Here is a 26,953-nt window from a genome sequence, read left to right on the forward strand (position 1 = left end):
TGTACGAGATACAAATAAGAAGATGCAAGCCTGAAGGGCTTTAACATTTCAATAGCCCTAGGTGAAACCGGGGGGATGAAAAAACAAGTGTTGTGTCACACGACCCTGAAGGGTCGAACAATGAATTATTGATAATTTAATATTAAGTAGCGAGAGACGAGAAGGTAGAGTGAGATACACTAGTAAAGATTAAGTGTACGAGATACAAATAAGAAGATGCAAGCCTGAAGGGCTTTAACATTTCAATAGCCCTCGGTGAAACCGGGGGGATGAAAAAACAAGTGTTGTGTCACACGACCCTGAAGGGTCGAACAATGAATTGTTGATAATTGAATATTAAGTAGCGAGAAACGAGAAAGTAGATTGTGATACACTAGTAAAGATTAAGGGTACGAGATACAAATAAGAAGATACAAGCCTGAAGGGCTTTAACATTTCAATAGCCCTCGGTGAAACCGGGGGGGGATGAAAAAACAAGTATGTGGTCAAACGACCCTGAAAGGGTCGAACATTGAATTATTGAAAATTGAAGATTAAGAAACGAGAGAGAAGACAACGAAGGAGTTGCAATCAACCATGAAGGAGATGATTTTTTTATTTGAAAGAAAAAATAAGATTTGTCAAAGAGGAGATATTCGATAAACCTTCGAGTGCGTCGTCGCGCACTCGAAGATTTATTTGTCAAAGGTTTTAGTACAGCAAATAAGGTTTACTTTGTTCCTTGAATTTTTGAAGATCTGATTGCCAAGAGGCTTTGATTTCTTCAGCGGATTTTCCAGCAAGGATGTCCTTTCTGAGTTGGTCGGTTCCGGCTAGTTTGTCGAAGAAATTATTGAAGAATTTTTCTTTTTTACCAGAGATTTGGTAAGCATCTATCAAGTACTCCAATGTGAATTGGTGCGTAAGTGGTTCGTTTCTAAGGTCCTTTCCATAGCATACTTTGTTCTGATGCGGAGGAGTTTTGGACATCCCTTCAATACTCAGTGGTTCAAATGAAAAATCCCCATATTTTTTATCTGGATATCCATAGACTTGAAAAGGAAAATACGTTCCTCGTCCTACCGAAATATCCGTTCCTTCGAAAAAACAAAGTGATGGGTAGAGTCGGATTGATAGATCATTGGGTAAGTTTGGGGAAGGTTTTACAGGAAGATTATAGGGCATTTCTTTTGTCCAATTCTCCACTTTTATAATACTGACATCTGCTGTCACTTTGTTTTTTAGCCAGCCTTCACCGTTTATCATTTGGGCAAGCTCGGCTACAGTGAGACCATGGACTACGGGGATTTGATGCACGCCAACGAAACTTTCAAAGCCTTTCTTCAAAACTGGGCCGTCCGTGTATTCACCATTTGGGTTTGGTCTGTCCAAAATCAACATTGGTACTTGATTTTCGGCAGCACTTTCCATGACATAATGCATTGTACTGATATAAGTGTAAAATCTCAATCCTACATCTTGGAGGTCATAGATTATCAAGTCGATATCTTTCAAAGCAGCTGCGGAAGGTTTTTTGTTATTTCCATACAAAGACTCCAATGGTAAACCAGTCCTTATGTCCACTTCATTGTTTACGGCTTCGCCTGCATCTGCATCGCCCCTAAACCCATGCTCTGGCACAAATACTTTGACTACATCGATCCCCTCCATCATGAGGAAGTCTACCAAGTGAATATTGTCTTTTGTGGTAAGAATACTCGTCTGGTTTACAACTAAGCCTATTTTTTTACCTTCAAGCAAGGATAGGTATTCCTCAGGACGATCCGCACCAGGAATTATTGTTCGAGGCTTGTCTATGGTTTTTTCTTCTGAAAAATTATTGTTTTTCTTCTCGGGGCTTTTGCAAAAGGCAAAGCTTTGAAGTAAAAATGAGATAAGGACTAAGATTTTCAATTGCTTCATGTTAATTTGCGCTAGATTTCCATCAAAATAATAAATTTCGTTGAACATATCCTATTTCATCGCCCAGAGAATCAGTTTTAAGAGGACCGGAGGTTTTACCGGGACAATTCATCGAATTGCCGTTGCCAGTGTCGCAATAGGATTGGCAATCACGATGATATCATTTATGATTCTTGGTGGATTTCAAAATGAGATATCCAATAAAGTTTTTTCTTTTACGGGTCATTTTCAAGGGTTAAAATTTGTTTCCGGAAATGCTTTTGAAGAATCGCCCATCTCTACCAATTCTGATTTTTTCAAAAATCATAAAGACCTTGGCTTCATCAATCATGTTCAAGTATTTGCCCATAAACCTGGTTTACTGAAAGGAGACGAAGAAGTAGAAGGTGTCTTGATGAAAGGGGTGGGGCCTGATTTTGATTCATTAAGTTTCAAGACCTCCATCATTCAGGGACGCTTTATCCAATTTTCTGACTCTTCTGCCAGTAATGAAATTGTATTGAGCAAAAAGATAGCCAACAAGTTGCTGCTGAATCTTGGCGATCAAGTTACAATGTATTTTGTCCAGGAGCCACCGAGGTTTAGGAGGTTGACGATAGTTGGGATTTATGAGACTTTTTTGGAAAATTTTGATGATAAAATTCTACTTGGTGATATCCAAACTATCAGGAATCTCAATGGCTGGAGTGATGATCAAGTGGGTGGTTATGAGATATTTGTAGATGATCCGAAGAAAATGGATCTGTATTCGGAGCCGTTGTATGATTTTTTGGATTTTGACTTGAAGCTTATCAAAGTCACAGAGAAATACATGGAGATTTTTGATTGGTTACTTTTGTTGAATAACAATGTATATGTGTTCCTTACTCTAATTCTATTTGTGGCAGCATTCAACATGGTTTCAATATTGTTTATCTTGATCATGGAAAGAACACAGATGATTGGGGTATTAAAAGCTGTCGGTGCTAAAAATGCGCAAATTAGAAGCATTTTTGTATGGAATGGTGTGAGGATAATCGGAAGAGGGTTGCTGTTGGGAAATGCGATTGGATTAGGCTTTGGGTGGCTCCAAGAGCAGTTTAGGATCATCCCATTAGATCCTGAAAATTATTACATGAGCTTTGTTCCGATCCACTGGAACTGGCCAGTTTTTATAATTTTGAATTTGGTTGTTTTATTGGTTACGACCCTTGTACTTTTCATACCGGCAATGCTGATCAGCAATATCAAACCGATCAAATCAATCAAGTTTGATTGACAGGTTTGTAGGTTTTGAAAAAGCTTCTGATTTTCATGTAAAGGACGCCCAAAATCGCTTCTTTGAAAATACCTCTACTCATTTTTGAAGTTCCTTTCGTTCGATCTGTGAAAATTATAGGTACTTCGATTATTTTGAACCCCAATTTCCAGGCAGTGAATTTCATCTCAATCTGGAATGCATAGCCAATAAATTTGATTTTGTCCAAATTCATAGCCTTCAATACATTAATTGAATAACACTTGAATCCCGCAGTGGTGTCTTTGATTGGCAGCCCTGTAATAAATTGGACATATTTACTCGCAAAAAATGACATCAAAACCCTTCCCATTGGCCAGTTTACCACATTTACACCTGTAATGTAACGAGATCCAATGGCCATATCAAAACCATCTTCAGCACAAGCCTTGTGGAGTTTTACCAAGTCTGATGGATTGTGGGAAAAATCTGCATCCATCTCAAATACATATTGATATCCCTTTTCGATGGAATATTTGAAACCAGCAATATATGCTGTGCCCAATCCAAGCTTTCCTTTTCTTTGTAATAAATGTAGGCGTTCGGGAAAAGCATTCTGCAGTTTTGTAACTATCAATGCAGTGCCATCTGGTGAATTGTCGTCAATGACCAAAAGTTCAAAATCACCCTCTAGGTTCATCACTGCATGAACCATATCCAGGATGTTTTCCTGTTCGTTGTAAGTAGGGATGATTACTAGCTTTCCTTTTTTCATAAATACAAGTTTCAAAAATAAGATTAATTGATCGTTTAATTAACGAAATACTGATAAAATGATATAATTTCGGATTTTAGTTTGATAAATAGGCTTGTTATGAAACCCAAAATCGCAGTTATTACTTATGAAGCAAAAGGATCTTATGTAGCTGATGGTATAGCAGATGAAGATGAATTGCTTAAAAACATCTTAGATGAACTCAATTTAGACCATGCTTTTGAGATCTGGTCAGATCAGACAGTAGATTGGGCGAAGTATAAGGTTATTATGTTAAAATCACCGTGGGATTATTTCGATAGGTTCGAAGAGTTCAAAGACTGGTGTACTAAAATTTCGAATCTAAAAATACCGATGATCAATAGCATAGATACTGTTTTATGGAATACGGACAAGCATTATTTGAAAGAAATTGAGGCTGCAGGTTATTCCATTGTGCAGACATTTTTTCTTGAAAAAGGGAGCTCTTTTATGGGGTTTGAAGAATTTTTCGATTTATTCCAAACAGATAGTTTAATTATAAAACCTACAATAAGCGGGGGAGCAAAAAACACTTTTTCCGTGAACGAGAGAAATTGTGCAGAGGTTGTTTCAAAGGTTGAGGATTTGCTCAAATTTGAAAGTTTTATAATACAGCCATTCATAGATGAGGTGGTAAATGTAGGGGAGTATTCATATATTTTCTTTAATGGGGTTTTTTCACATGCTGTTTTGAAAAGTGCCAAAAGTGGGGATTTTCGGGTGCAGCATTTTTATGGAGGTCAAATATCAAATGTACAACCAGATGGAGTTCAACTGAAGTATTTGCAAGGTTTGGTCAATGATTTCGCAAAGGGGACTTTATATGCACGTGTGGATGGAGTTTGGAGGGGAGGTGAGTTTTTGTTGATGGAGCTTGAGCTGATAGAACCCTATCTTTTTCTTTGCAAATCTGAATCCGGATTGACCAACTATAAATCAGCGATCGAAGATTGTTTAGCGAGTCTATCAGATTTCAGGATTCCCAAAATCTAATACTACCAAAAGTAACTTCTGAAGAGCTGGTTAAGCTCCACTATATTTGATTTTGCTGGTAGAGCATCAGCTCGAAATAACAATAAGTACAATGACCGAGAAAAGCAGTTTTTTCATAGTGACCATATAATTTGTCATCAAATACGATAACTACTCACTAGATTTAAAAATTTTTTTTATAATAACACACTTTTTTTTCTTGTTAATAGAATTGGTGAAAGTGGGTTAAAATGCAAATAACAATTCACGATATTCATTTAGTTTTTTATATAAGTATTTTATTTTTAAAAAATTAGTTTAAATTAGGTTTTATCATTATAATTCAGCGAATTATGAATTTGTAAAGTCAAAATTTAATATCATATTCGTGATAGGAGCGATGATACTTGTGTAGCATAGTAGTATCGAAAAGAGAGCTTATATTTCAGTTAACTAAATTTTCAGAACATGAAGAATACAACAAAATTGGTTATTGCAAATGTTTTTGCATTGATATCGGTGGTAGTGTTTTTATTACTGGGTAATATGTATGGGCTTGAATTCAAGGATGCTTCCACTTCGTTGTTGTCAAAGGCATTGTTAGTCTTAATTCCTCAGCTCGGATTTATCTATCTTTATTGGATGTCTCTTAAGGAAAATGAGGAAAAGGAAGCAGATTTTTTGAACTGAAAATGTCAGGCATGTAGTCATAACTTAATGAATTGATTTTTTCAATAAAATTTTCTATCAGACAATCAGGTGATTAAGGGTTTTAATTTATTTTTAAGAAGTAAGAGTTTGGAAATTTAAGTATTCAAGCTACCTTTGCAATCCTTAAGACAAGCAAATTTGTCACGAAATCAAATTAAGAAAGGTGAATTTCAAGCCATTTTTAAGATTAGTGTTGTAGGTTTAGTTTGTGTTTAAGTCAAAGTTTAACAGAGGAGTGGCAGAGTGGTCGATCGCGGCGGTCTTGAAAACCGTTGTACCGTGAGGTACCGGGGGTTCGAATCCCTCCTCCTCTGCGAAAAGGGTGTTTAAATCTTTCAAATTCAACAAGTTATAAAAATTGATTTTGAAAAGTACTCACCAAAAAAACTCAAAAACGCCCTAAACAGGCTAAAAACAGGGTTTTTGACCAATATTTTACAGATTTAATAGCAAAAAACTCACATTCAAAAGATGTGAGTTTTTTGCGTTTTAAGGCTTCTTTTAGTCAAATTTTGCAAATATTTTAATCTTAAGATGCGTAATTCGGTGAGTCTTTTTTGTTGATCAAAATGACTCACCAGAATGATTGTAAATTACTGATTTACAACATGTTCTATGATCGAATCTCTTGACGAAGAACTCACTTTTTATTAAGTTTAATCCTAAAAAGTGAGCAAAAATGATTGAAAAAACATTCAGTATTCTCTATTATCTCAAAACAGCCCGAAATTTAAAGGGAAATCAAAAGCATATTTATGCCAGAATTACGGTTGTAAAAGTATTTCAATGAAAGTCTCAAATACATCATTTGATGCTTATTGATATCAAATCGTTATGTTTTTCACAGTTAATTCAATCAAAATAGAGAGTCAATGAACAGTACGTGAAATGTTAAAAGAGCATTGATGTTCACTCTAAATATTTTTATATGTATATATTAGAGTCTACACCAGTAGCCATTTATAATATTGTTTGAAGATTATTTCAATCAGCTAGGGTAAGAGCTGTAGACTGTTTTTGACAGCCAAGTTTTTGACAGTCACCTGTGCATCCACGTAGGGTTCATAGATGAAAATAGATTGAAGAGAATTTTATTTAGGTACGAAATGTTCCAAATTATAGAACACTAGTTTGTAAAAGTCTGTTTTTGAAGCTTGACTTAATAAAAAACCTTGATCAATGGTTGTTTTAGGTTTTTATTATTCTTCGTATGCTTTCAGATAGCTTTTTGAGTGTATTTTGAATGGTCTATTCATCATTGGTTTATATACATATATCTGCATTCGCTTTTTTCTTTTCTATGACATGAAAATGGATTAAATTCGTAACCCCAAAGAATGGGAACGAAATTTGCCCTTTTTACCTGAAAAATCGAACTATGAAAAGTACTTACCTTTTGATTCTGTTTGTTTCAATATTTTTTCTTGAATCATACGCACAAGATCAGCTTTCAAGTTATAACAGAGCAAAAACATTGATAGGTTATGGGAATTATAAAGAGGCTATGGATTTGCTTCGCCCATACTTTGATGAAAAGGAGTATGGTGAGTTGTCAAAATATGCCACTTATCACTTTTCTCAAGCTGCCTATTCAAATAAGCAACTAACACTCGCGAAAACAACTTTGACACCTTTAATTTCGGAAAGGACTTGGGATAAAATTGATGATGTTCATTACTTGATGGCTTTGATACATTTTGAAGAAGGGAACAATTCTGAGGCTTTATCCGAAATTCTCCTTATAAAGGACAAAGATGTAAAATCTGATGCTGAAAATGCATCATTTAATTTTCTGAAAGAGGCATCGGTAAGTTACCTCGTCGCTAATATTAGAAAATACGAGAATAATAATGGCTATGTCCTTGCATTGAAAAATCAACTCGAAAAGCAGACTGTAATGTCTTCAAATGATCGTAACATATATAATCAGATAAAAAACGTCAATCTAAATGAGAACAAAGAAAAGGATTCAAAGCAGCGAAATACAAAAAAAGATGACGTTTTAGATATTGCTATTATATTACCGTTCAATTACTCTGGAGGAAAAGGAGTAAGCAATTTGTCTGAGGGTAATTTTATTTTTGAGCTTTACCAAGGGATTAATTTTGCTATCAATGAAGCCAAAAGAAAAGGAGTGAAGCTCAATGTAAGGACTTTTGATACAGAAAGGAATTCTGCCAAAATCAAAACCATCTTCGCAGATCCTTTTTTTAATAATGTTGATTTGATAATTGGACCTCTCTATCCAGAAGAAACAGACGTTGTCGCTAATTTTGCAGAAGCTAATCAAATACCATTTATCAACCCACTTTCCAATGTTGATGATAAATTGGAAACTTATGATTTTGCGTACCTATTCAGGCCATCAATCACTTCTATTTCACGAGGATTTTTAGAATATAGCAGAAAGTACCTAGACGGAAAGAGAATTGCGATTGGTTATTCCAATTCGATCCGTGACGAACAACTAGCAAAAAAAATTGCAGATGAAGCTTCTTCTTTTGGTTATCAAGTAGTTGCTAATCAGGAAGTAAACGAGAGAAGTGTGCGGAGATTTTTTGATGATTTAAATTTTAGAAGTGGTAGTAGAACTGCCAATGCAGATATAGTTGTCATTTTGAGTGATGATCCTAATGTGGCTTCTCCAACTTTTGGACTTCTCGAATCAATAGCGGGGAGCATTCCTGTTGTAGTGATGGATACTTGGCTGTATTTCAATTTTGCGAATTTCGAAATGCTTCAAAATCAGAATTTTTATTTTATTTCAAACAATACCATACAATTTGGAAGTTCTGAACTAGATGAGTTTAGGGAAGACTTCTTTTCAGTCAACCAATCATTTCCGTCCCTTAATGCACACCTAGGTTATGAGCTTATGAATTGGGTTGCAACGACAATCAATCATTCTAAGGGATTTGATTTCAGGAAGAATTTAGATGATTCCGGAAGAGTAGAAGGGAAAATTTCCTATGGGCTGGATTTTAGAAATAGTAGAAATAATACCTATGTTCCAATTTTGAAATTGGAAAATGGGATGTTAGAGGAAAAATAAAACAAATTTCAATGCAAATTAGTAAAAGCAAAGCCTTGTTTGAAAAGGCACAAAATTATATTCCTGGTGGCGTAAACTCTCCTGTAAGAGCCTTTAGGGCAGTTGGAGGAGATCCCGTTTTTATTGAAAAAGCTTCAGGTGCACACATTACAGATGTAGATGGCAACAGCTACATTGAGCTGATCAATAGCTGGGGGCCAATGATACTTGGTCACAATCACCCAATGATCAAAGAAGCCATCATCAAAGCCATGGAAAATGGTACTTCATTCGGTGCTCCTACAGCTAGGGAAGTTGAGATCGCAGAATTGATTACAGGAATGGTTCCTTCTATTGAAAAAGTCAGAATGGTAAATTCTGGAACAGAAGCCACCATGTCAGCAATCAGGGTAGCTAGAGGATTTACCGGAAAAGATAAGTTCATCAAAATGGAAGGACACTACCATGGACATGGTGATTCCTTTTTGATAGCAGCAGGATCTGGTGCTATTACGATGGGAGCTCCTGATTCTCCTGGGGTGACCAAAGGTACAGCAAAAGACACTTTGCTTGCTCCATACAATGATCTAGAGGCAATAGAAAAATTGGTTCTAGCCAATAAAAACGAAGTTGCTGCCCTAATACTTGAGCCAGTTCCTGGAAATATGGGTCTGGTTTTGCCGAAGGCTGGATATTTGGAAGGCTTGAGGAAAATCTGCGATCGTGAAGGGATTGTATTGATTTTTGATGAAGTAATGACAGGTTTTAGATTGGCTAAAGGTGGTGCTCAAGAAATCTTTGGAGTAACTCCAGATATGACAACATTGGGTAAAATCATCGGTGGAGGTATGCCTGTAGGAGCTTATGGTGGAAAAAAAGAAATCATGGAGTTCGTTTCCCCAGCAGGTCCTGTCTATCAAGCAGGTACTTTGTCCGGCAATCCAATTGCAATGGCGGCTGGTTTGGCAATGCTTCATCACCTTAATTCTACTCCAGAAGTTTATGCAACTTTGGATTCAATTGGAGACAAGATTGTGACAGGATATAGAAATTCTTTGGATAAACTTGGGTTGAACTATACTATCAACCATATAGGAAGTATGTTCAGTCTTTTCTTCACTGATAAAGAAATCTTTGATTTTGAATCAGCAAAGCATTCTGACACTGCTCTTTTTGGAAAATACTTCCAATCAATGCTTCACAAAGGAATCTACCTGGCACCTTCCCAATTTGAGAGCTTGTTTTTGTCAACAGCATTGACAGATGATTTGATTTCTCAAATTATAACTGCAAATGAGGAATCTTTGAAAGAGATATTGGGTAAGTAGACTACTAAGAGACGAGAAGCGAGAGACAAGAAGTAAGAAAAGACATAAGTCACCTCGATCCCGAAAGCATTCGGGAGAAGCTTGTCCCGCAGAATTGCGGGGAGGTCTCGTCCCTATTTGAAAATGGAAAGTTAAAATTGAAGTTGGAGTGTGAAATTCAGTACGAGATTTCTCCCCGTAATTCTACGGGGCAGGCTCCTTTAGTCGAAATGACTTGCCTATAAAATGAGAGGTTAAGTATAAAAAAAGTGTCAAGTATTTTCAGGACGAGACAAAGGCATAGACATCCCTATTATGTTGGTCTTTTCCATCTCACAAAATTAAATTAATGAACCCAATCAACCATTACCCAAATTACCCTTTAACGATTTTAACATTTAACATCTAAACAACAAAATCATGCAAGTAAGAGTATATGGTATCAAAAACTGTAATACAATGAAAAAAACCTTTGATTTCTTGGAGTCAGAGGGGATTGAATATGAGTTTGTAGATTATAAGAAGCATGCTCCGGACGGAGCACTTTTGGTCAGGTTTGCAGATAAAGTAGGATATGAAGCTTTGATCAACAAGCGAGGGACCACTTATCGAAAGCTGGAAGATGAAGATAAAAAGAAACTTGAAGCCGAGAAGTCAGCATTAGTAGTTCTAGTACAAAAGAGCTCGATGATCAAGAGACCCATTGTGGAATTTCCTGATGGAAAAATAGTGTTGGGATTTGAACCTGATCAGATTAAGGAGCAGTTGTAATGTTTCTGTGTAAATTCATTTGAATCATCAAAATTTTTAAAAAAAGGGGAGTAAAGCATAGCTTTACTCCCCTTTTTTTAAAAATTCACCAAATATGCTGGCAAATTGCTTAGAATATCTTCTGTCATTTTTTTCAGATCATATTCATGTTTCCATCCCCAATCTTCCCTTGCACTTGTATCATCTATGCTATCCGGCCAACTATCAGCAATTGCTTGTCTAAAATCAGGTTCATAAGAGATCCTGAAATCTGGGTGATGGATTTTGATGCTTTCATAAATCTCTTTTGGAGAAAAGCTTATTGCCGACAAATTATAACTTGATCTGATTTTGACTTGCTCTTTGGGTGCATGCATCAAATCCAAGGTTGCTTTGATCGCATCGGGCATGTACATCATAGGAAGAAAGCTATCCTCCCCCAAGAAAGAAACAAAGTGTTCTCCCGCTATTGCTTTGTGGTAAATATCCACAGCATAATCTGTGGTGCCACCACCAGGTAAAGATTTGTATCCTATCAAGCCAGGATATCTCAAGCTCCTTACATCCACTCCGGATTTTTGAAAATAATATTCACACCATCTTTCACCAGCTTGTTTAGAAATCCCATAGACAGTATTTGGTTCTTTCACACAATATTGAGGTGTATTTACTTTAGGAGTATTTGGTCCAAATACAGCAATAGAGGAGGGCCAATATATTTTGTCAAGTTTTTCTTGCTTCGCCAATTCAAGTATAAAAAGTAAACTGTCCATATTCAAGCCCCAAGCAAAAAGTGGGTTTTTCTCTCCTGTGGCTGATAAAACTGCAGCAAGGTGATAGATCTGCTTCACATTTTCATTTTTAACAAGTTGTCTTGTAGCCTCATGGTCCATGATGTCGAGGACAGCAGTTTTGCAGTAATCAAATTTTTCCAAAGCTTTTGGATTGATATCCGTAGCGATGACGTTTTCTCCTCCATACTGAGAAGTAAGGGCAAGTGTTAATTCAGAACCGAGTTGTCCTGCGGCTCCAATGATAAGAATTCTCTCCATTTTTAAACTTTCGATCTCTTTGGTTTTTTAGACCCTGATGGTTTTGATATATTTGGGTATTGATTGAGACAAAAATAATGAATTCATTTTAGGATTCTTATTTTATTCCATTTGATGTCACATACATTTCATGTTTAAAACAAAATATTATGTTTGATTCCCTTAAACCCAAGTTGGAAAAAGAGTTAAAAGATATAGAAGAAGCTGGATTGTTCAAAAAGGAAAGGATAATCACCTCACCACAATCAGCTGAAATCACAATCCAAGGAGGACAGAAAGTTTTGAATTTTTGCGCCAACAATTATTTGGGATTGTCATCACATCCAAGAGTGATTGAAGCAGCTAAGGCAGCTATTGATACCCATGGTTTTGGACTTTCATCTGTACGCTTTATTTGCGGAACGCAGGATATACATAAAGAACTTGAGGAAAAGATATCCAAATTTCTCGGTACTGAGGATACAATTTTATATGCAGCAGCTTTTGATGCCAATGGTGGTGTTTTTGAGCCTATTCTGGGACCCGAAGATGCGATTATTTCTGATGCATTGAACCATGCTTCCATTATTGATGGAGTGAGACTTTGCAAAGCGATGCGTTTCAGGTATCAGCACAATGACATGCAGGATTTGGAAAAGCAATTGCAAGATGCCGATGCCAAAGGAGCAAAGAGCAAAATCATCGTAACAGATGGCGTGTTCTCAATGGATGGTACCATCGCCCAATTGGATAAAATCGTAGAGTTAGCTGAAAAATACAATGCCCTTGTAATGTCAGATGAGTGCCACTCAACAGGATTTATGGGCAAAACAGGCAGGGGAGTTCATGAGTTGAAAGGAGTGATGGGAAAGATGGACATTATCACCGGTACTTTGGGAAAAGCGCTGGGAGGTGCATCAGGAGGATTTACTTCAGGGAAAAAGGAAATTATAGAGATTTTAAGACAAAGATCACGTCCTTATTTGTTTTCTAATACTTTGGCTCCATCAATTACAGGAGCTTCAATTGCAGTGTTTGATCTATTATCGGAGACTACTGAATTGAGGGATAAGTTGGAGGAAAATACAAAATACTTCAGGGAGAAAATGACCGTAGCTGGTTTTGACATCAAGCCCGGTGAGCATCCTATCGTGCCTATTATGCTTTATGAAGCAGTTTTGTCTCAAAAGATGGCAGAGAAGCTATTGGAAAAAGGAATTTACGTCATTGGATTCTACTATCCTGTAGTTCCAAAAGGACAAGCCAGAATCCGTGTTCAAATCTCAGCAGGTCATGATAAAGCGCATTTAGATACAGCTATCAATGCATTCATTGAAGTAGGAAAAGAGCTTGGAGTGATTAAATAGACTTTAGACACAAGAATTAAGATACAAGAGCTAAAACCTAAGAGTCAGAGAGACGAGAAGTGAGAAGCGGGGTAGAGCAAGATGCAAGAAGACAAAAATCACGAAGTGCCTGCCTGCTACTGGCAGGTTTAAACTTTAAATAGCCCCGGGTTGCTACCCGGGGATCAAAGTTGGTGACGACATCTAACAACCCCGAAGTGGGTTGAACTCCTCTAATTGAAAGAGAAAGTGCTAACTATTTTCATGATCGAGACAATAGAAAAAAGTGTCAACTATTTTCAGAAGAGACAAGTGTCATGCCCTGACAGGGCATTGGATTTAAACTTAGGGTTTCTAACCCTATTTAAAGGCTAGAGAGTGGTTGATTTTGCCCTGAAAAGCCTGTCCCGCATCCTTATCGGGAGGCAATTGAAAGACTTTTGAAAATGTTTAAATCAATTGAAAAGTATGTCAAACAATTCCATCGCGCACTAAAGAGTGTAAAACCCTTGATTAAGCCTTATGCAATCCGGGGTGAATTAAATGGTTAAGCCATCACGGTTCATTCAACCCTTTTAGGCTAAAATTTCTTTAGTAAAATGACAGATATGTCAAGTAATTTCGGGATTTAATTTCAAACAGAAAGGTCAAGAGAAATAAATCTCTTGACCTTTCTGTTTATATTTTTCACAGAATGATTGAATATTTTTTTCTCAACTTGAAAGACCCCAACTATTTCAAGATGTGGAAGCTGATCTGCTGCCTCGGTACCTATTTCTTTCATAGATTGTGATTGGTTCAAATTTTTCATCAATATCCACTCCTGTAAGATAATCATTGATAAACTCCCTAACTTCCTGAAATGATAGGTTGTGGAGAATCTTTCCATTTTTTGCCAATGAAATTTGACCAGTTTCTTCTGATACAATTAAAATCAGCGTATCTGTGGCTTCCGACATTCCGATTGCAGCTCTATGTCGCAGACCAAACTGCGCAGGAACATCACGTTCAGTCACAGGTAAAATACATCTTGCCGCTTTTACTTTTCCGTTGTAGATTATCACAGCCCCGTCGTGCAATGGGCTATACTTATTGAAAATTGAAATCAGTAACCTTTTGGAGATAATAGCATCGATGATGTCGCCACTTTCTGCATAAAATTTCAATTCGGAATTTCTTGAAATGACCATCAATGCACCCATATTTGTTCCAGAAAGTGATTTTGAGGCTTCGAGGATTGGATTGATGTTGAAAGCTTGTGTTTCTCTTTTTCTCCAGAAAAGCAATTCTTGCCAAACATTTTCATTTGATAAGATTGATGACCTTCCGATGATAAGCAGAAACTTTCTGATTTCTGGTGCGAAAATTATGATGGCTGCAATAACACCTACACCCATAAACTGTCCCAATATTATAGACAGTAATTCCATTCTGAATGCACTTACCATCAAATACACCAAATAGATGGAAAGAAAGCCCAAGAAAATCTTGATAGCAACGCTTCCTCTCAGAAGTTTGTAAACTTGATATAATAATAGGCTCACTAACGTAATATCAATGATATTGACGATGGAGATTTCTAAAAATCCTATTTTGAAAAGTAAATTCAAGGGTATAGTTGTTTATATAATTTGACTGTTTCTATTGCTTCTTTGACATCATGCACACGTAATATATTTGCTCCATTGATCAATGCGGCCATGTTTAAGGCGGTAGTTCCATTGAGCGCATTCTCAGCAGTAGTGTCCAGCTTTTTATAAATCATGGACTTTCTAGATAATCCTACTAAAAGAGGTGCTTGAATAGTCTTAAAATAAGATAAATTTTTGAGAATCCAATAATTTTGTTCAAGACTTTTCGCAAAACCAAATCCTGGATCAATTATTACATCTTTAATGCCAGCTTCTTTACATTCGTTCATTTTTTCAGAAAAATATTTCAAAAGTTCCAAAATGATGTCTTCATAGTTCGTCTGACCTTGCATATTGCTTGGATTTCCCCTCATGTGCATGGCAATGTAAGGCACATCAAGCTTTCCGACAGCGGGGATCATTTGAGGATCCAAGGTGCCAGCTGAAATGTCATTAACGAAATCTGCACCACTTTGGACGGATTTTTTTGCGACTTCTGATCGAAATGTATCTATTGAAATCAAAATTTCCGGAAATACTTTTTTTATAGTCTCTATGGCACCAATCACTCTGTCCATTTCTTCCGCAAGAGAGACTTCTTGAGCACCGGGTCTGCTGCTGTATCCTCCGATATCTAGAATGTTGGCTCCATCCGATATCATCGCCGCTGCATTTTTTAATATTTTATCCTCATCTTTACCAACCCTACTTCCTTCAAAAAATGAATCAGGTGTAATGTTCAAAATTCCCATTACCCAAGGTCTTTCTATTAAAAGTAGCTTTCCTTTACTTCGAAGTGTTATTTTTGAGGGAAATAATTTATCTTCGATCCCCGAAGTAGCATTTAAAATATTGTCCATTAAACTAAATTGCTTTGAAAACGCAAACTGTCAGCGAATATAATCAAGTTATCCACCTTTGTAAAGAACTTTTTAAGAAGAAAACAATTGACTATGGCACAGCATGGAGGATTCTGAGATTGCCTTCTATTACTGACCAGATTTTTATCAAAGCACAACGTGTGAGATCGATTCAGGAAAAAGGTAACCAAAAAGTAAATGACCCTATTTCAGATGAATTTGTAGGGATCATCAATTATTGCATTATGGCTCTTATTCAGATTTCTTTGCAAGACGATGATAGGTTGGAGTTGGGAGTAGAGGAACTGGAGCCTTTATATGACCACTGGGCAAATGCGACTAGAAGTCTTTTGGAAAATAAAAACCATGACTATGGAGAAGCTTGGAGGGATATGAGGGTGTCTTCCATCACCGATATTATTCTGATGAAATTATACCGTGTCAAACAAATTGAAGATAATCAAGGTAAAACCATCGTGTCAGAGGGCGTTGAAGCTAACTACCAAGACATGATCAATTATGCAGTTTTCTGTCTTATCAAACTAGGTCATCATGCTTAAAAATGTAATTCTATACATCATCAGGCTCATAGTCGGTGGATTATTTATTTTCTCAGGATTAATAAAAGTCAACGATCCCGTAGGGACTGCGATCAAATTGGAAGAGTACTTTGATGTGTTTTCTTACGACATAGCCTCGTTTTTTGAATATTTCAAAGCTTTTGCTTTGGAAATTGGTGTGGTCATGGTGGTGGCAGAAGTAGTGCTTGGTGTCATGTTGATTTTGGGAGTGAGGTTAAGGTTTACCGTCTGGGCATTGGGGTTGATGATTTTGTTTTTCACATTCTTGACATTTTATTCAGCATATTTTGATAAAGTCACAGATTGCGGATGCTTTGGAGATGCGATCAAATTAACTCCTTGGGAGTCTTTTTATAAAGATATCATCTTACTCTTTCTGATTGCGGTATTGTTTTTCTTTAGAAACCAACTCAACAGCAATCAGCAATCTTGGGCACTATGGACTGCGAGGCTGTCATTGGTTTTTTCTTTGGTATTGGCAATTACAGCAATAAGAAATTTACCATTTATAGATTTTAGGGCTTACAAAGAGGGTGTCAATATTCCTGTGGCAATGCAACCATCAGCACCTCTTGAATATAGTTATATCATGTCTAAAGATGGTGAAGAGCATGTTTTCGATCAGTATCCTTCAGATGAGAGTTATGAGTTTGTGGATATGAAACTCAAGAATGAAGATGCGCTTCCAAAGATCTCAGATTTTGCTGTTTGGAATGAGGAAGGGGATTTTACAGATGAAATTTTGTCTGGAAACAAGGTAGTCATTTTGGTTACCTATTTGTCAAAAATTGGTACAAGTCACTTGGAGGAAATTGACGATTTGGTAAAAGGATTGAAAAACTCAAATCTTGAAACAGTATTTGTAGCAGCATCATCTGAGGAGGAGATAAGCACATTCTTAGCCCAAAGAGGTTGGGAAATGGATAGCTATCAAGCCGATGCTACAGTAGTAAAGACAATCATGAGGTCAAATCCAGGGATAATGTTGCTCAAGGATGGGGTGGTATTAAAAAAATATCATTTCAGAAATACGCCAAAAGCTGAAACCGTAATAGGATTGTTTTAGCATTGAATCATGAGAAAACCTTTGAAAATAGTTTTGGTGGGTATGCCTGGATCTGGCAAATCAACTTTTGGAAGAAAGCTTGCAAAGGAGTTGAATTTTGTATTCGTAGATCTAGATCATTTGATAGAAAAGGAAGAAGGGAGAGAGATTAAGGATATTTTCTTGAATGAAGGGGAAGGGACTTTTAGGGAAATAGAAACAAAATACTTGAATAAGGCTCTTGATTTTGTAGAAGGGTTTGTGTTGTCCACAGGAGGGGGAACTCCATGTTTCAATGATAATATGGATGCCATAAACCAGAAGAGTATTTCAGTCTATCTTGATGTTCCTATCAATGAAATTTTCAAAAGGCTTTCAAAAGACTCTGGTGGTGATAGGCCAATGTTTTCTGGTCTTTCAAGTGGCGAGATCACCTTAAAACTCAAAGACCTTTTGGCAGTGAGAGGTCAATACTATGATATGGCAAAAATAAAGCTCAGTGGAGAGGATATCTCTACTGAGCTTTTGGTGTCTGAACTTTTGACTTATTTTAGAAATTAAAGCCTACAGTTAGCATTCCCTGAGTCATATTGTTTTTAGTTTCTGTAAATGGACCTACATTTTGTCCACTATTATTGAAGATTGCATAAGAATTATACAATGTGTTGAATTGCGAATTGATTAATGCAAAATCTACATACATTTTTCTGAGTTTCACACCAACTCCCCCTGAGATTTGTTGTGTTGTTCTATCAAAGGAATCATCCACGAGAGGGTTGCCATAGAAGCCATATCCACCACGAAGTCTCCAAATATTAATTCTATATTCTCCTCCGACTCTGTAGTTGAAAGTAGATCCAAGTGCATTTCGGATATCAGAGTTTTCAAAAGAAGTATCAAAATCTCTTGAACTGATTCTATTTTGACTATAATCTAAGTAGTCAACATCAGCTGATATAAAGCCATTCTTTCCAACAAAGAAAGTAGCTCCTGCGCTAAGTGTTAGAGGCGTGCTTAGTGTGGTTGTGTTGATGAATAGGTCACTGTCTGATCGCTCCGTGAATTCAAATTGGCCTGTTGTGGTGAAAAAATCACCGATGATATTTGCATCAGTTTCTTTATTCAACCTATACCAAGTTGGACTTTTGAAATTGAATCCCAAGTTGATCGATTCGATTGGTTTATAAATAATCCCAAAGTTTATATTTGCTCCAAATCCATTGATTTGTGTATTGTCCTCAATAGAATAATATAATGCTTCTTCATCTTGTTCATCTCTAAACTCTTCTCCATAAATCCTGTTTTGGAAAAAGTTTACTGAAGAAATACCCAAGCCTGCTCCGATAAAGATTTTGTTATTGAAATTTGCACCGTAAGAGAATGATGTTTGATTGATACCTCCTTCAGTAATTATTAGTTCATCTCTATTGAAAGGATTTCCAAGTGCATATTCAGGATCTTTGATATATCCTGAAGCAGGATTGCCTTGTACCAATTCTATATCCAGAACCAAACCGTCTGTCGCGCCAACTGGAGGTTCTCCAAAATTAGTATACTGATTAATATAAAAATCTAATAAGGAATTATTAAGGCCAGGAATATCTCTCTCGTTTCCTGAAAAGTATCCGAATTGGCTATTGAAATTCGCAGTTCTATTGAAACTAATACCAAAAGAACCTCCTCTGAAGCTTCCAGGCTGTAGTTCTCCTTTTGGTCTACTGATTACTACTCCTAGATTAGGAATACTAAAGTTTGGAGTACGATCATCTTGAAATCGTCCCAAGAAATTTGATTCGGAATTCCATGTGCCAAATGAAGGTGAGATTGAAAATTCAGATCTTCTGAAGAATCCCAGACCAGCAGCATTACCGTGAATATTAGATATATCGCCTCCAAGAGACATTTGCGCTCCGCCTATGGCATTGATCCTTGCAGATCCTGTTGATCTAAATTGACTAAATCTCAAAGCATCTTCAAAATAAGATGTCTGTGCATAAGATTCCGATAGGATCAGGCCAGAAGCCAAGAAGCCAAGTATTAACTTTTTGATTGAAATCATAGAATTAAATTTGATTTAGAATGTTGAGCATTCTGTACAAATTGTATGCTCAATATGTTATATAACGAGTGAATTGATAAAAAGATAGAAAAAAGTAAAAAAAAAAGGGGGATTAATTCCCCCTTCCTCCTCGTGATGATCCGCCACTACTTCGACTGGCACCACCGCCACCACCGCCACCTACACTACCACCTGAGCTTCTGCTTGGGGCTGAATAAGATGGTGTGCTTCTAGTAGGTGTACTCGATCTACTTGGTGTAGAGTAAGAGCCTCTAGAAGGCGTTGTTGATCGGTTATTATATGATGGACTAGAGCTTCTATTATAACTTGGTGAAGATGTTCTAGAAGGTGTAGTATTTACATTTGATCTTGTGTTTCTATTATTTGGAGCTGTATTTCTATAAGACGGAGCAGCACTTCTTGTACCTACTCTACTTGCACCTCTGTCTGTAGCAGGAGAGCTTACATTTCTACTAGTAGGTGCTGCTGACCTTGAAGAATTCACAGATCTGCTATTCGCACTGTTGTAATAGTCATTTTGCGATGATCTGAAGTCTGTTCTACTATTTCTAGAATTAGGAGTAGATGTTAATGATCTGCTTCCAGTTGTGGCATCTCTTCTAGCAGCCGCTCTAGACGTACTAGGATTTGCTACGTTGTTAGTTCTAGTTCTAGAGTTTGCCAAAGCAGAACCTCTCGAAGGTCTAGCGCCTCTTACAATTTGTCTATTGTTGAACTCACCACCAGGAATCACATAGATTGGTCTTCCAAATCCACCGTAGCCAAAGCCTCCGCCCCAGCCCATTCCCATCATTCCGAATCTTGGGAAGAACGGATCAAAGAATGGATCATAAAATCCTCCCATTCCCCATCCAAATCCTCGTCTCATCATCCATGAATTTCCGAATCCGAATCCCATACCGATAGACATATTGAAACCTGGCCTAAATCCGAATCCTGGCATCATGCCAAATCCTGGACCCCAAAAAGGATCATAGAATCCGCCCATACCCATTCCCATGCCCCAAGGAGAGAATCCTCCCATCATCATAGGGTTAAAGAATGGACTTCCAAATCCAGAGTTGAAATTATTGCCAGCATTACTGGTATAATTATTATAGACATTTATGTTTGGATTATTTTCAGCAACCTCGTTGTCATCAAAATAAACAGAACCTTCGTCATTTGCGTAAGATTCAGATTGATATCTAGCGATGTATTCAGGGTTTACATTCCTTGCTGAAAAATTCTCTTGTTCGAATTGATCAGAAGTTGTATTATTTAATGCTTGAAAATTATTCGGGTTGTTGTTGTTTACAGCAAACTCTGTTGCCACTTTGGCATCCGAAGCCATGAAATAGAGGTCGTCAGTTTCTCCTTGCATTGCATTATAGCTTGTGCTACAAGACGAAAGAAGAACAACCACGCCAGCTCCAAGAGTTAAGAAATTGTTTAATCGTTTCATTTTAATTGTTGTTTACAGTCTCCAACACTATTATACGTGTTATATCTAAGAGGGTTATGATTATTTAATTTATATTTGCCCTCGAAAGTAAAAACGAATATAAATAGAATTTTGATATCAACAAATAAATCATGAGCAAAGGATTGCCTAAAAGAAGTGAAGACTACTCTTTGTGGTACAACGAATTAGTAAAGAGAGCTGACTTGGCTGAGAACTCTGCAGTAAGGGGATGTATGGTCATCAAACCATATGGATATTCGATATGGGAAAAGATGCAAGCACAACTTGACAAGATGTTCAAAGAAACAGGTCATTCGAATGCATATTTCCCTCTTTTCATACCAAAATCTTTTCTTTCTAAAGAGGCAAGTCACGTAGAAGGTTTTGCAAAAGAGTGTGCAGTTGTAACACATTACAGATTGAAAAATTCCGATGATGGGAAAAGTGTCATTGTAGATCCAGATGCAAAATTGGAGGAAGAGTTGATTGTAAGGCCAACATCCGAAACTGTCATTTGGAGTACTTACAAAAATTGGATCCAATCTTACAGAGACCTTCCACTCCTTGTCAACCAATGGGCAAATGTAGTTCGTTGGGAAATGAGAACGAGGTTATTTTTGAGGACAACGGAGTTTCTTTGGCAAGAAGGCCATACTGCACATGCTACAAGGCAAGAGGCAATTGATGAAACCGTCCAAATGCTTAATGTCTATGCGACATTTGCCGAAACATTTATGGCACTTCCAGTTGTGAAAGGTGTAAAAAGTGCAAATGAAAGATTTGCTGGAGCTGAAGATACTTACTGTATCGAAGCGATGATGCAGGATGGTAAAGCGCTTCAAGCAGGTACTTCACACTTTTTGGGACAGAATTTTGCAAAAGCTTTTGATGTGAAATTTGCAACGAAAGAAGGAGGGCTTGAGCATGTTTGGGGAACATCTTGGGGTGTAAGTACAAGGTTGATGGGAGCATTGATTATGGCTCACTCAGATGATAATGGACTTGTTTTACCTCCTAAATTAGCTCCAATACAAGTTGTTATTGTGCCTATTTATAAGACTGATGAAGAGTTTGATAAAATAGCTAATAAGGCAAATGAAATCACAAAGAAGCTATTGACGAAAGGAGTTTCAGTTCATTTTGATAAAAGAGATACACACAAGCCTGGATGGAAATTTGCGGAGTATGAATTGAAAGGAGTTCCTTTAAGAATAGCTATGGGGCCAAGAGATTTGGAAAATAATACTATCGAAGTAGCTAGAAGGGATACCTTGTCCAAAGAGACTGTGGATTTGGCACAAATCCAAATTGAGGATTATGTTACTGAGATGTTGGATAAGATTCAGGAGACTATTTATCAAAAAGCCTTTGATTTCAGAAAGGAAATGACAACCGAAGTGAATACTTGGGATGAATTTTTGGATAAAATAGAGTCAAAAGGAGGATTCCTTTCAGCACATTGGGACGGGACATCCGAAACAGAAGAAAAAATCAAAGAGCTTACAAAAGCTACAATAAGATGTATTCCTTTGGATCAAAATGAAGAACAGGGGAATTGTATTTTAACAGGAAATCCTTCTTCAGGAAGAGTATTATTTGCGAGAGCATATTAATTATAGATTCCTCTAGATTAAAAAAGCCCTTTAAAACTGAAATGTTTCGAAGGGCTTTTTTTTGAATTAGCTTTTGGATTTTATATTGATGATGGGGTTGGGATTTTTTATGATTATCCTGAATGGCACCAGTATGTGAACATTTTTCTTATAAATCGCCGAAAGTGCTCAATAGTCCATCCACAGCTGATTGAAATGAACTTCAAACAATTCTATAAATTACTACTGGTGTAAAAGCGGATATGCATATTATTTATTATGTGTATCCGCTTTCTTGCACGTAGTCAATCAATAGAATGTTTGATGAATGATTTGAGGTTCGGTTGACTTTTGTCTGGTAACGAGAATCAGCAACACAAAAAAACTCATCTTAGCCAATAAGTAACATTGCGGATACTCATATTATTTATATTATCCCTGCATTTAGTACATTGTAGAAATTAAAATTATTTTTACAAAAATGAATCCTCTGCAAATATGACTTGGTTTATACTTATTTCTCTTCTTTCTATTGGGTTGATATTGATCCTTACAGAAATAATCTTTGTTCCTGGCACGACAATAATTGGTGTTGTAGGATTAATTGTGTCAGCAGCAGGCGTATACTATTCATTTTTGAAATTCGATGCTTCCACTGCTTGGGTTGTTTTGGGGATTACATTGTTTATTAATTTTGTAGCACTTTTTTACGGCTTTAAGGCAGGGGTTTGGAACAAGTTTGCATTGAAGGATTCTATACAAAGCAGGTCGTTTGATGGAAGATTGTTAGGGTTGGAGTTGGGAATGGAAGGCAAGGCCGTTTCAGACATCAAGCCAATAGGCAAAGCTGAGTTTTTTGATAAAATATATGAAGTAAAATCCGATTCTGGATTTATTTCTGTCGGTTCAATCGTATTTATTACTAAATTGGGGGATAATAGAATCACCGTAAAAAATTAAATTATGGACATGACTAATTCGGCATTCATTTTATTTGCAGCATTTGCCGCGCTGATACTTCTTTTCGTCTTTTTGTATTTCGTTCCAGTAAACCTTTGGATTACTGCAATTTTCTCAAATGTGAAGGTAGGGATAGGGGAGTTGATAGGGATGAGGATAAGAAAAGTGCCACCAAGCATTATTGTCAATTCCTTGATTACTGCTACTAAGGCAGGGCTTGATTTGACCACAAATGATCTGGAGACGCATTACCTAGCAAGCGGGAATGTACCCAATGTGATCAGGGCATTGATCTCAGCAGATAAAGCAAATATAAATTTGAGTTTCAAGCAAGCGACTGCGATTGATTTGGCAGGTAGGGATGTGTTTGAGGCAGTTCAGATATCAGTAAATCCAAAAGTAATCAATACGCCAAATGTGGCCGCCGTTGCCGCAGATGGTATTCAGCTAATTGCAAAAGCAAGGGTTACTGTAAGAGCTAATATTGCTCAATTAGTAGGTGGTGCTGGTGAAGAAACCATCCTAGCAAGAGTTGGTGAAGGTATTGTAACTTCTATTGGTTCTGCTCAAAATCATAAAAGCGTATTAGAGAATCCAGATAAAATATCAAAGCTTGTTTTGGAAAGAGGGCTTGATGCAGGTACTGCATTTGAGATTCTTTCAATAGATATTGCGGATATTGATGTTGGGACCAACATTGGTGCGAAACTGCAAATAGATCAAGCATCTGCCGACTTGAAAGTAGCAGAAGCTAGAGCAGAAGAAAGAAGAGCAATGGCTGTGGCATTGGAGCAAGAGATGAAAGCTAAATCTGTAGAGATGAGAGCCAAAGTAATCGAGGCTGAAGCTGAAATTCCAAAGGCAATAGCAGAAGCATTTAGATCTGGAAATCTTGGGATTATGGATTACTACAGAATGGAAAATATCAAGTCTGATACTGATATGAGATCTACTATAGCAGGGGATGATTCAGGTGGTTCTGATAGCTCCAGAGGTAAGATTACAGATAAATAAGGCTACCCCATTTTTTTTTAGAATGCTTGTTTAAGTTGAATCAGGGGTTCATAATTTGGGAATATAGATCTGAAAAAAAGCAAAAGGATAAAGGACTTCATTGGTTCTTTATCCTTTTTTTATTCACGGAAGTGATTAGTTTTTTGCTCAGGATTGAATTATGTCATTCTGATAAGTTATCGTGGAGGAGAAATGCTTTTGGTACTAAACCCCAATCTTTATTGCTATAAAACATCTTCGTTAGCAAGAGGCACTTCTCTTTATGTCAGGGTTAGAGTAGTCTGGTATGTATTATTTGTTTGATTATATTTTTTTCTCTTAGTATAAGGTGCCTTCAATGAATCTTTGAAGCTTTAGTTTTAAAGAAAAAGCCCTGACCAATTTCTTGATCAGGGCTTTGTTTATTATAATTTATGAAATTTTAATATGTATATCCTCCTACTTACAAGTAGCCACTTAAAAATAATGTATTCAGTTCAATACATCAGCAGTTGACCGTAAACTGTTGTCTGTTGACGATTATCAGCACGATTTATATGTTTTAATATACGAACTTGTACACAAGCGGATAATCATAAATTTTAATCTTTGTTTTCGCCAATCTGAGAAGTGATTTCTACACTTTCTCCGGATTCACCATCTTTTTTAGCTTGAGCTTCTTCGATAAGCTTTTTCTCGGCAGCGGCTTTGTCATTGGCATCTACTTTTTTGGTAAATGCTTCATAGGTAGTTTCCTTCTCGAAAGGTCTTTTACCAATAAGCCTTTCTAGATCCATCTGGAATAAGATTTCTTTTTCAAGAAGTTCCTTTGCCAAAATCTCCAGCTCAGGTCTTCTTTGAGTCAAAAGATCTTTCGTTCTTTCATAAGCAAAACCGATCAATTTTCTTACTTCTTCATCTATCGTTTCTGAAGTTTTCTCAGAATATGGCTTGGAAGTTCTGTATTCAGATGCTTTGCTGTCATAAAAAGAAACATTTCCAATTTTCTCGTTCATACCATATATTGAAACTATTGAGTATGCCATTTTTGTAATTCTTTCCAAATCGCTCAATGCACCAGTTGAGATCTTCCCGAAGATAATCTCTTCTGCGGCTCTTCCTCCTAGTGTCATACACATCTCGTCAATCAACTGTTCTGTTTGATACAAAAATTGCTCTTTAGGAAGGTATTGTGCGTATCCTAAGGCAGCTACACCTCTTGGTACAATACTCACCTTCACCAAAGGATCTGCATGTTCTAGGAACCAGCCAGCCACAGCATGTCCAGCTTCGTGATAGGCTACAATCTTTTTCTCTTCTGGAGAGATGATTTTATTCTTTTTCTCAAGACCACCGATAACTCTATCTACCGCATCTTGGAAATCCTGCATGTCTACCGCTGCTTTGTTTCTTCTAGCAGCAATCAAAGCTGCTTCATTACACACATTGGCGATTTCAGCTCCTGCAAATCCAGGTGTTTGTGCGGCCAATTTTTTGGCATCAATGTCATCTGCTGTCTTGATTGGAGCAAGGTGAACTTTGAAGATAGCCTCTCTACCAATAATGTCTGGCTTGTCAATGCTGATTTGTCTATCAAACCTTCCAGCTCTCAATAATGCACTATCCAATACGTCCGGTCTATTGGTCGCGGCTAAAACGATCACTCCGGTATCTGTACCAAAACCATCCATTTCCACAAGAAGTGAATTAAGGGTGTTTTCCCTTTCGTCATTTGATCCAGGCATTTGGCCTTTTCCTCTTGATCTACCGATTGCATCTATTTCATCTATGAAGATTATACAAGGAGCTTTTTCTTTTGCTTGCTTGAAGAGGTCTCTTACTCTTGCAGCTCCTACTCCAACGAACATCTCTACAAAGTCAGAACCAGAAAGTGTAAAGAAAGGAACCCCAGCTTCACCAGCTACAGCTTTTGCTAACAAAGTTTTTCCTGTTCCTGGAGGGCCTACAAGCAAAGCGCCTTTAGGTATTTTACCACCAAGTTTTGTGAATTTCGCCGGAGTTTTGAGGAATTCTACGATTTCCTGAACTTCCTCTTTTGCTTCATCCAATCCAGCTACATTGTCAAAAGTGATTTTGACTTTATTTTCTGCATCAAAAAGTTGCGCCTTCGATTTCCCAACATTAAATATTTGTCCACCCGGCCCACTTGGACCAGCCATTCTTCTCATCATTATCCAAAATAAGACAAACAATATAATGAAGAACCCAAATGTTGAAAATAGATTTGTCCAACTTTCTTCGTTTTTGACATCATAACCTATTCTTTGACCTTCAGGCATACTTGCTTCTAATTCTTTGAAATCAGCTGCAAATTTTTCTCCGCTTACCACTTCGATTGAATAATGAGGACCTCCAGGATTGTAAAAAGGACCATTTCCTTCAAGCTCAGTTTTATAACGCTCGTTTTCAAGGGAAGATTCTTTAAGCGTGACATCAACCCTGTTTTGGTTTCTGATAATCATGACCTTTGCCACATCATTGGCTAGGTACATGTCTTCAAATCTGCTTTTTGTTATATTTATGACAGAACTTCTCTGCTGAAACCAAGTCACTCCGACCAATACAATTACCGCTGTAATGATTAACCAAAGTTGTACGTTTGGTTTTTGAGGAGTTTTTGGGATGAATTTTTTATTCTTTTTATTTTCGCTCATCGCTCGATATTTATTGCTATTTTAACTTTT

The 26,953-nt window shown here is 37.0% G+C and carries 21 protein-coding genes and 1 tRNA gene; 14 read left to right on the forward strand and 8 right to left on the reverse strand.

Annotated features, from left to right (window positions below; genetic code table 11):
- Positions 1-690: 690 nt before the first annotated feature.
- Complete coding sequence (locus MM236_RS16035) at positions 691-1,902, reverse strand: exo-beta-N-acetylmuramidase NamZ family protein (RefSeq protein ID WP_241276099.1); 1,212 nt, start codon at positions 1,900-1,902, stop codon at positions 691-693.
- Positions 1,903-1,942: 40 nt separating this feature from the next.
- Between MM236_RS16035 and MM236_RS16040 the strand changes: the two genes are divergently transcribed.
- Positions 1,943-3,160, forward strand: a complete 1,218-nt coding sequence (locus tag MM236_RS16040; RefSeq protein WP_241276011.1) for an ABC transporter permease — start codon at positions 1,943-1,945, stop codon at positions 3,158-3,160.
- Here MM236_RS16040 and MM236_RS16045 read toward each other — a convergent pair.
- Positions 3,147-3,893 carry a polyprenol monophosphomannose synthase gene (locus tag MM236_RS16045; protein ID WP_241276012.1) on the reverse strand — a complete coding sequence of 249 codons (747 nt, stop codon included), beginning with the start codon at positions 3,891-3,893 and terminating at the stop codon, positions 3,147-3,149. The genes MM236_RS16040 and MM236_RS16045 overlap by 14 nt on opposite strands.
- Before the next feature lie 99 nt (positions 3,894-3,992).
- Between MM236_RS16045 and MM236_RS16050 the strand changes: the two genes are divergently transcribed.
- The 6 genes from MM236_RS16050 (at position 3,993) to MM236_RS16075 (ending at position 10,706) form a co-directional block, all read left to right on the forward strand.
- The gene (locus tag MM236_RS16050) at positions 3,993-4,907 is read left to right on the forward strand and encodes an ATP-grasp domain-containing protein (protein ID WP_241276013.1); all 915 of its coding nucleotides are present in this window, start codon (positions 3,993-3,995) and stop codon (positions 4,905-4,907) included.
- A 447-nt stretch (positions 4,908-5,354) separates the two neighbouring features.
- Positions 5,355-5,576: a hypothetical protein gene (locus MM236_RS16055; protein ID WP_241276014.1), complete on the forward strand. Its 222-nt coding sequence runs from the start codon at positions 5,355-5,357 to the stop codon at positions 5,574-5,576.
- Positions 5,577-5,826: 250 nt separating this feature from the next.
- Positions 5,827-5,911 (forward strand) — tRNA-Ser (locus MM236_RS16060).
- A 1,064-nt stretch (positions 5,912-6,975) separates the two neighbouring features.
- Positions 6,976-8,649, forward strand: coding sequence for an ABC transporter substrate-binding protein (locus MM236_RS16065; protein ID WP_241276015.1), 1,674 nt, complete (start codon positions 6,976-6,978; stop codon positions 8,647-8,649).
- An 11-nt stretch (positions 8,650-8,660) separates the two neighbouring features.
- The gene (gene hemL, locus MM236_RS16070; RefSeq protein WP_241276016.1) at positions 8,661-9,956 is read left to right on the forward strand and encodes a glutamate-1-semialdehyde 2,1-aminomutase; all 1,296 of its coding nucleotides are present in this window, start codon (positions 8,661-8,663) and stop codon (positions 9,954-9,956) included.
- Between the two features lie 399 nt (positions 9,957-10,355).
- Positions 10,356-10,706 (forward strand): Spx/MgsR family RNA polymerase-binding regulatory protein, encoded by a 351-nt coding sequence (locus tag MM236_RS16075; protein ID WP_255742827.1) that lies wholly within the window; start codon positions 10,356-10,358, stop codon positions 10,704-10,706.
- Positions 10,707-10,783: 77 nt separating this feature from the next.
- On the opposite strand, the gene MM236_RS16080 is transcribed toward MM236_RS16075, so the two are convergent.
- On the reverse strand, positions 10,784-11,737 hold the full coding sequence (locus MM236_RS16080) for an NAD-dependent epimerase/dehydratase family protein (protein ID WP_241276018.1): 954 nt from the start codon (positions 11,735-11,737) through the stop codon (positions 10,784-10,786).
- Between the two features lie 149 nt (positions 11,738-11,886).
- On the opposite strand from MM236_RS16080, the gene kbl reads away from it, so the two are divergent.
- Positions 11,887-13,083, forward strand: a complete 1,197-nt coding sequence (kbl, locus tag MM236_RS16085) for a glycine C-acetyltransferase (RefSeq protein WP_241276019.1) — start codon at positions 11,887-11,889, stop codon at positions 13,081-13,083.
- Between the two features lie 716 nt (positions 13,084-13,799).
- On the opposite strand, the gene cdaA is transcribed toward kbl, so the two are convergent.
- Together cdaA and folP are read right to left on the reverse strand one after the other, a co-directional pair.
- Complete coding sequence (cdaA, locus tag MM236_RS16090) at positions 13,800-14,672, reverse strand: diadenylate cyclase CdaA (RefSeq protein ID WP_241276020.1); 873 nt, start codon at positions 14,670-14,672, stop codon at positions 13,800-13,802.
- Positions 14,669-15,553, reverse strand: coding sequence for a dihydropteroate synthase (folP, locus tag MM236_RS16095; RefSeq protein WP_241276021.1), 885 nt, complete (start codon positions 15,551-15,553; stop codon positions 14,669-14,671). Before folP ends, cdaA begins: the two co-directional genes overlap by 4 nt.
- A gap of 14 nt (positions 15,554-15,567) precedes the next feature.
- Between folP and MM236_RS16100 the strand changes: the two genes are divergently transcribed.
- From MM236_RS16100 to MM236_RS16110, 3 genes are read left to right on the forward strand one after another with little or no spacing between them, the layout of a single operon-like run.
- The gene (locus MM236_RS16100; RefSeq protein ID WP_241276022.1) at positions 15,568-16,113 is read left to right on the forward strand and encodes a DUF1599 domain-containing protein; all 546 of its coding nucleotides are present in this window, start codon (positions 15,568-15,570) and stop codon (positions 16,111-16,113) included.
- Positions 16,106-17,200 (forward strand): BT_3928 family protein, encoded by a 1,095-nt coding sequence (locus MM236_RS16105; protein ID WP_241276023.1) that lies wholly within the window; start codon positions 16,106-16,108, stop codon positions 17,198-17,200. Before MM236_RS16100 ends, MM236_RS16105 begins: the two co-directional genes overlap by 8 nt.
- Positions 17,201-17,209: 9 nt before the next feature.
- Positions 17,210-17,740, forward strand: a complete 531-nt coding sequence (locus tag MM236_RS16110; RefSeq protein ID WP_241276024.1) for a shikimate kinase — start codon at positions 17,210-17,212, stop codon at positions 17,738-17,740.
- Here the strand turns inward: MM236_RS16110 and MM236_RS16115 are convergent.
- Positions 17,730-19,238, reverse strand: a complete 1,509-nt coding sequence (locus MM236_RS16115; protein WP_241276025.1) for an OmpP1/FadL family transporter — start codon at positions 19,236-19,238, stop codon at positions 17,730-17,732. The genes MM236_RS16110 and MM236_RS16115 overlap by 11 nt on opposite strands.
- A 112-nt stretch (positions 19,239-19,350) precedes the next feature.
- Positions 19,351-20,703: a hypothetical protein gene (locus tag MM236_RS16120; protein ID WP_241276026.1), complete on the reverse strand. Its 1,353-nt coding sequence runs from the start codon at positions 20,701-20,703 to the stop codon at positions 19,351-19,353.
- A gap of 131 nt (positions 20,704-20,834) precedes the next feature.
- On the opposite strand from MM236_RS16120, the gene proS reads away from it, so the two are divergent.
- The 3 genes from proS (at position 20,835) to floA (ending at position 24,269) form a co-directional block, all read left to right on the forward strand.
- Positions 20,835-22,316, forward strand: coding sequence for a proline--tRNA ligase (gene proS, locus MM236_RS16125; protein ID WP_241276027.1), 1,482 nt, complete (start codon positions 20,835-20,837; stop codon positions 22,314-22,316).
- Positions 22,317-22,793: 477 nt separating this feature from the next.
- Positions 22,794-23,255, forward strand: a complete 462-nt coding sequence (locus MM236_RS16130) for an NfeD family protein (RefSeq protein ID WP_241276028.1) — start codon at positions 22,794-22,796, stop codon at positions 23,253-23,255.
- Between the two features lie 3 nt (positions 23,256-23,258).
- Positions 23,259-24,269: a flotillin-like protein FloA gene (gene floA / locus MM236_RS16135; RefSeq protein WP_305037101.1), complete on the forward strand. Its 1,011-nt coding sequence runs from the start codon at positions 23,259-23,261 to the stop codon at positions 24,267-24,269.
- A gap of 581 nt (positions 24,270-24,850) precedes the next feature.
- On the opposite strand, the gene ftsH is transcribed toward floA, so the two are convergent.
- Positions 24,851-26,923: an ATP-dependent zinc metalloprotease FtsH gene (gene ftsH, locus MM236_RS16140; protein ID WP_241276029.1), complete on the reverse strand. Its 2,073-nt coding sequence runs from the start codon at positions 26,921-26,923 to the stop codon at positions 24,851-24,853.
- Positions 26,924-26,953: the final 30 nt, after the last annotated feature.

Origin of the sequence: Belliella calami, from assembly GCF_022549695.1 — a bacterium.
In the GTDB taxonomy this organism is placed as follows: domain Bacteria; phylum Bacteroidota; class Bacteroidia; order Cytophagales; family Cyclobacteriaceae; genus Belliella; species Belliella calami.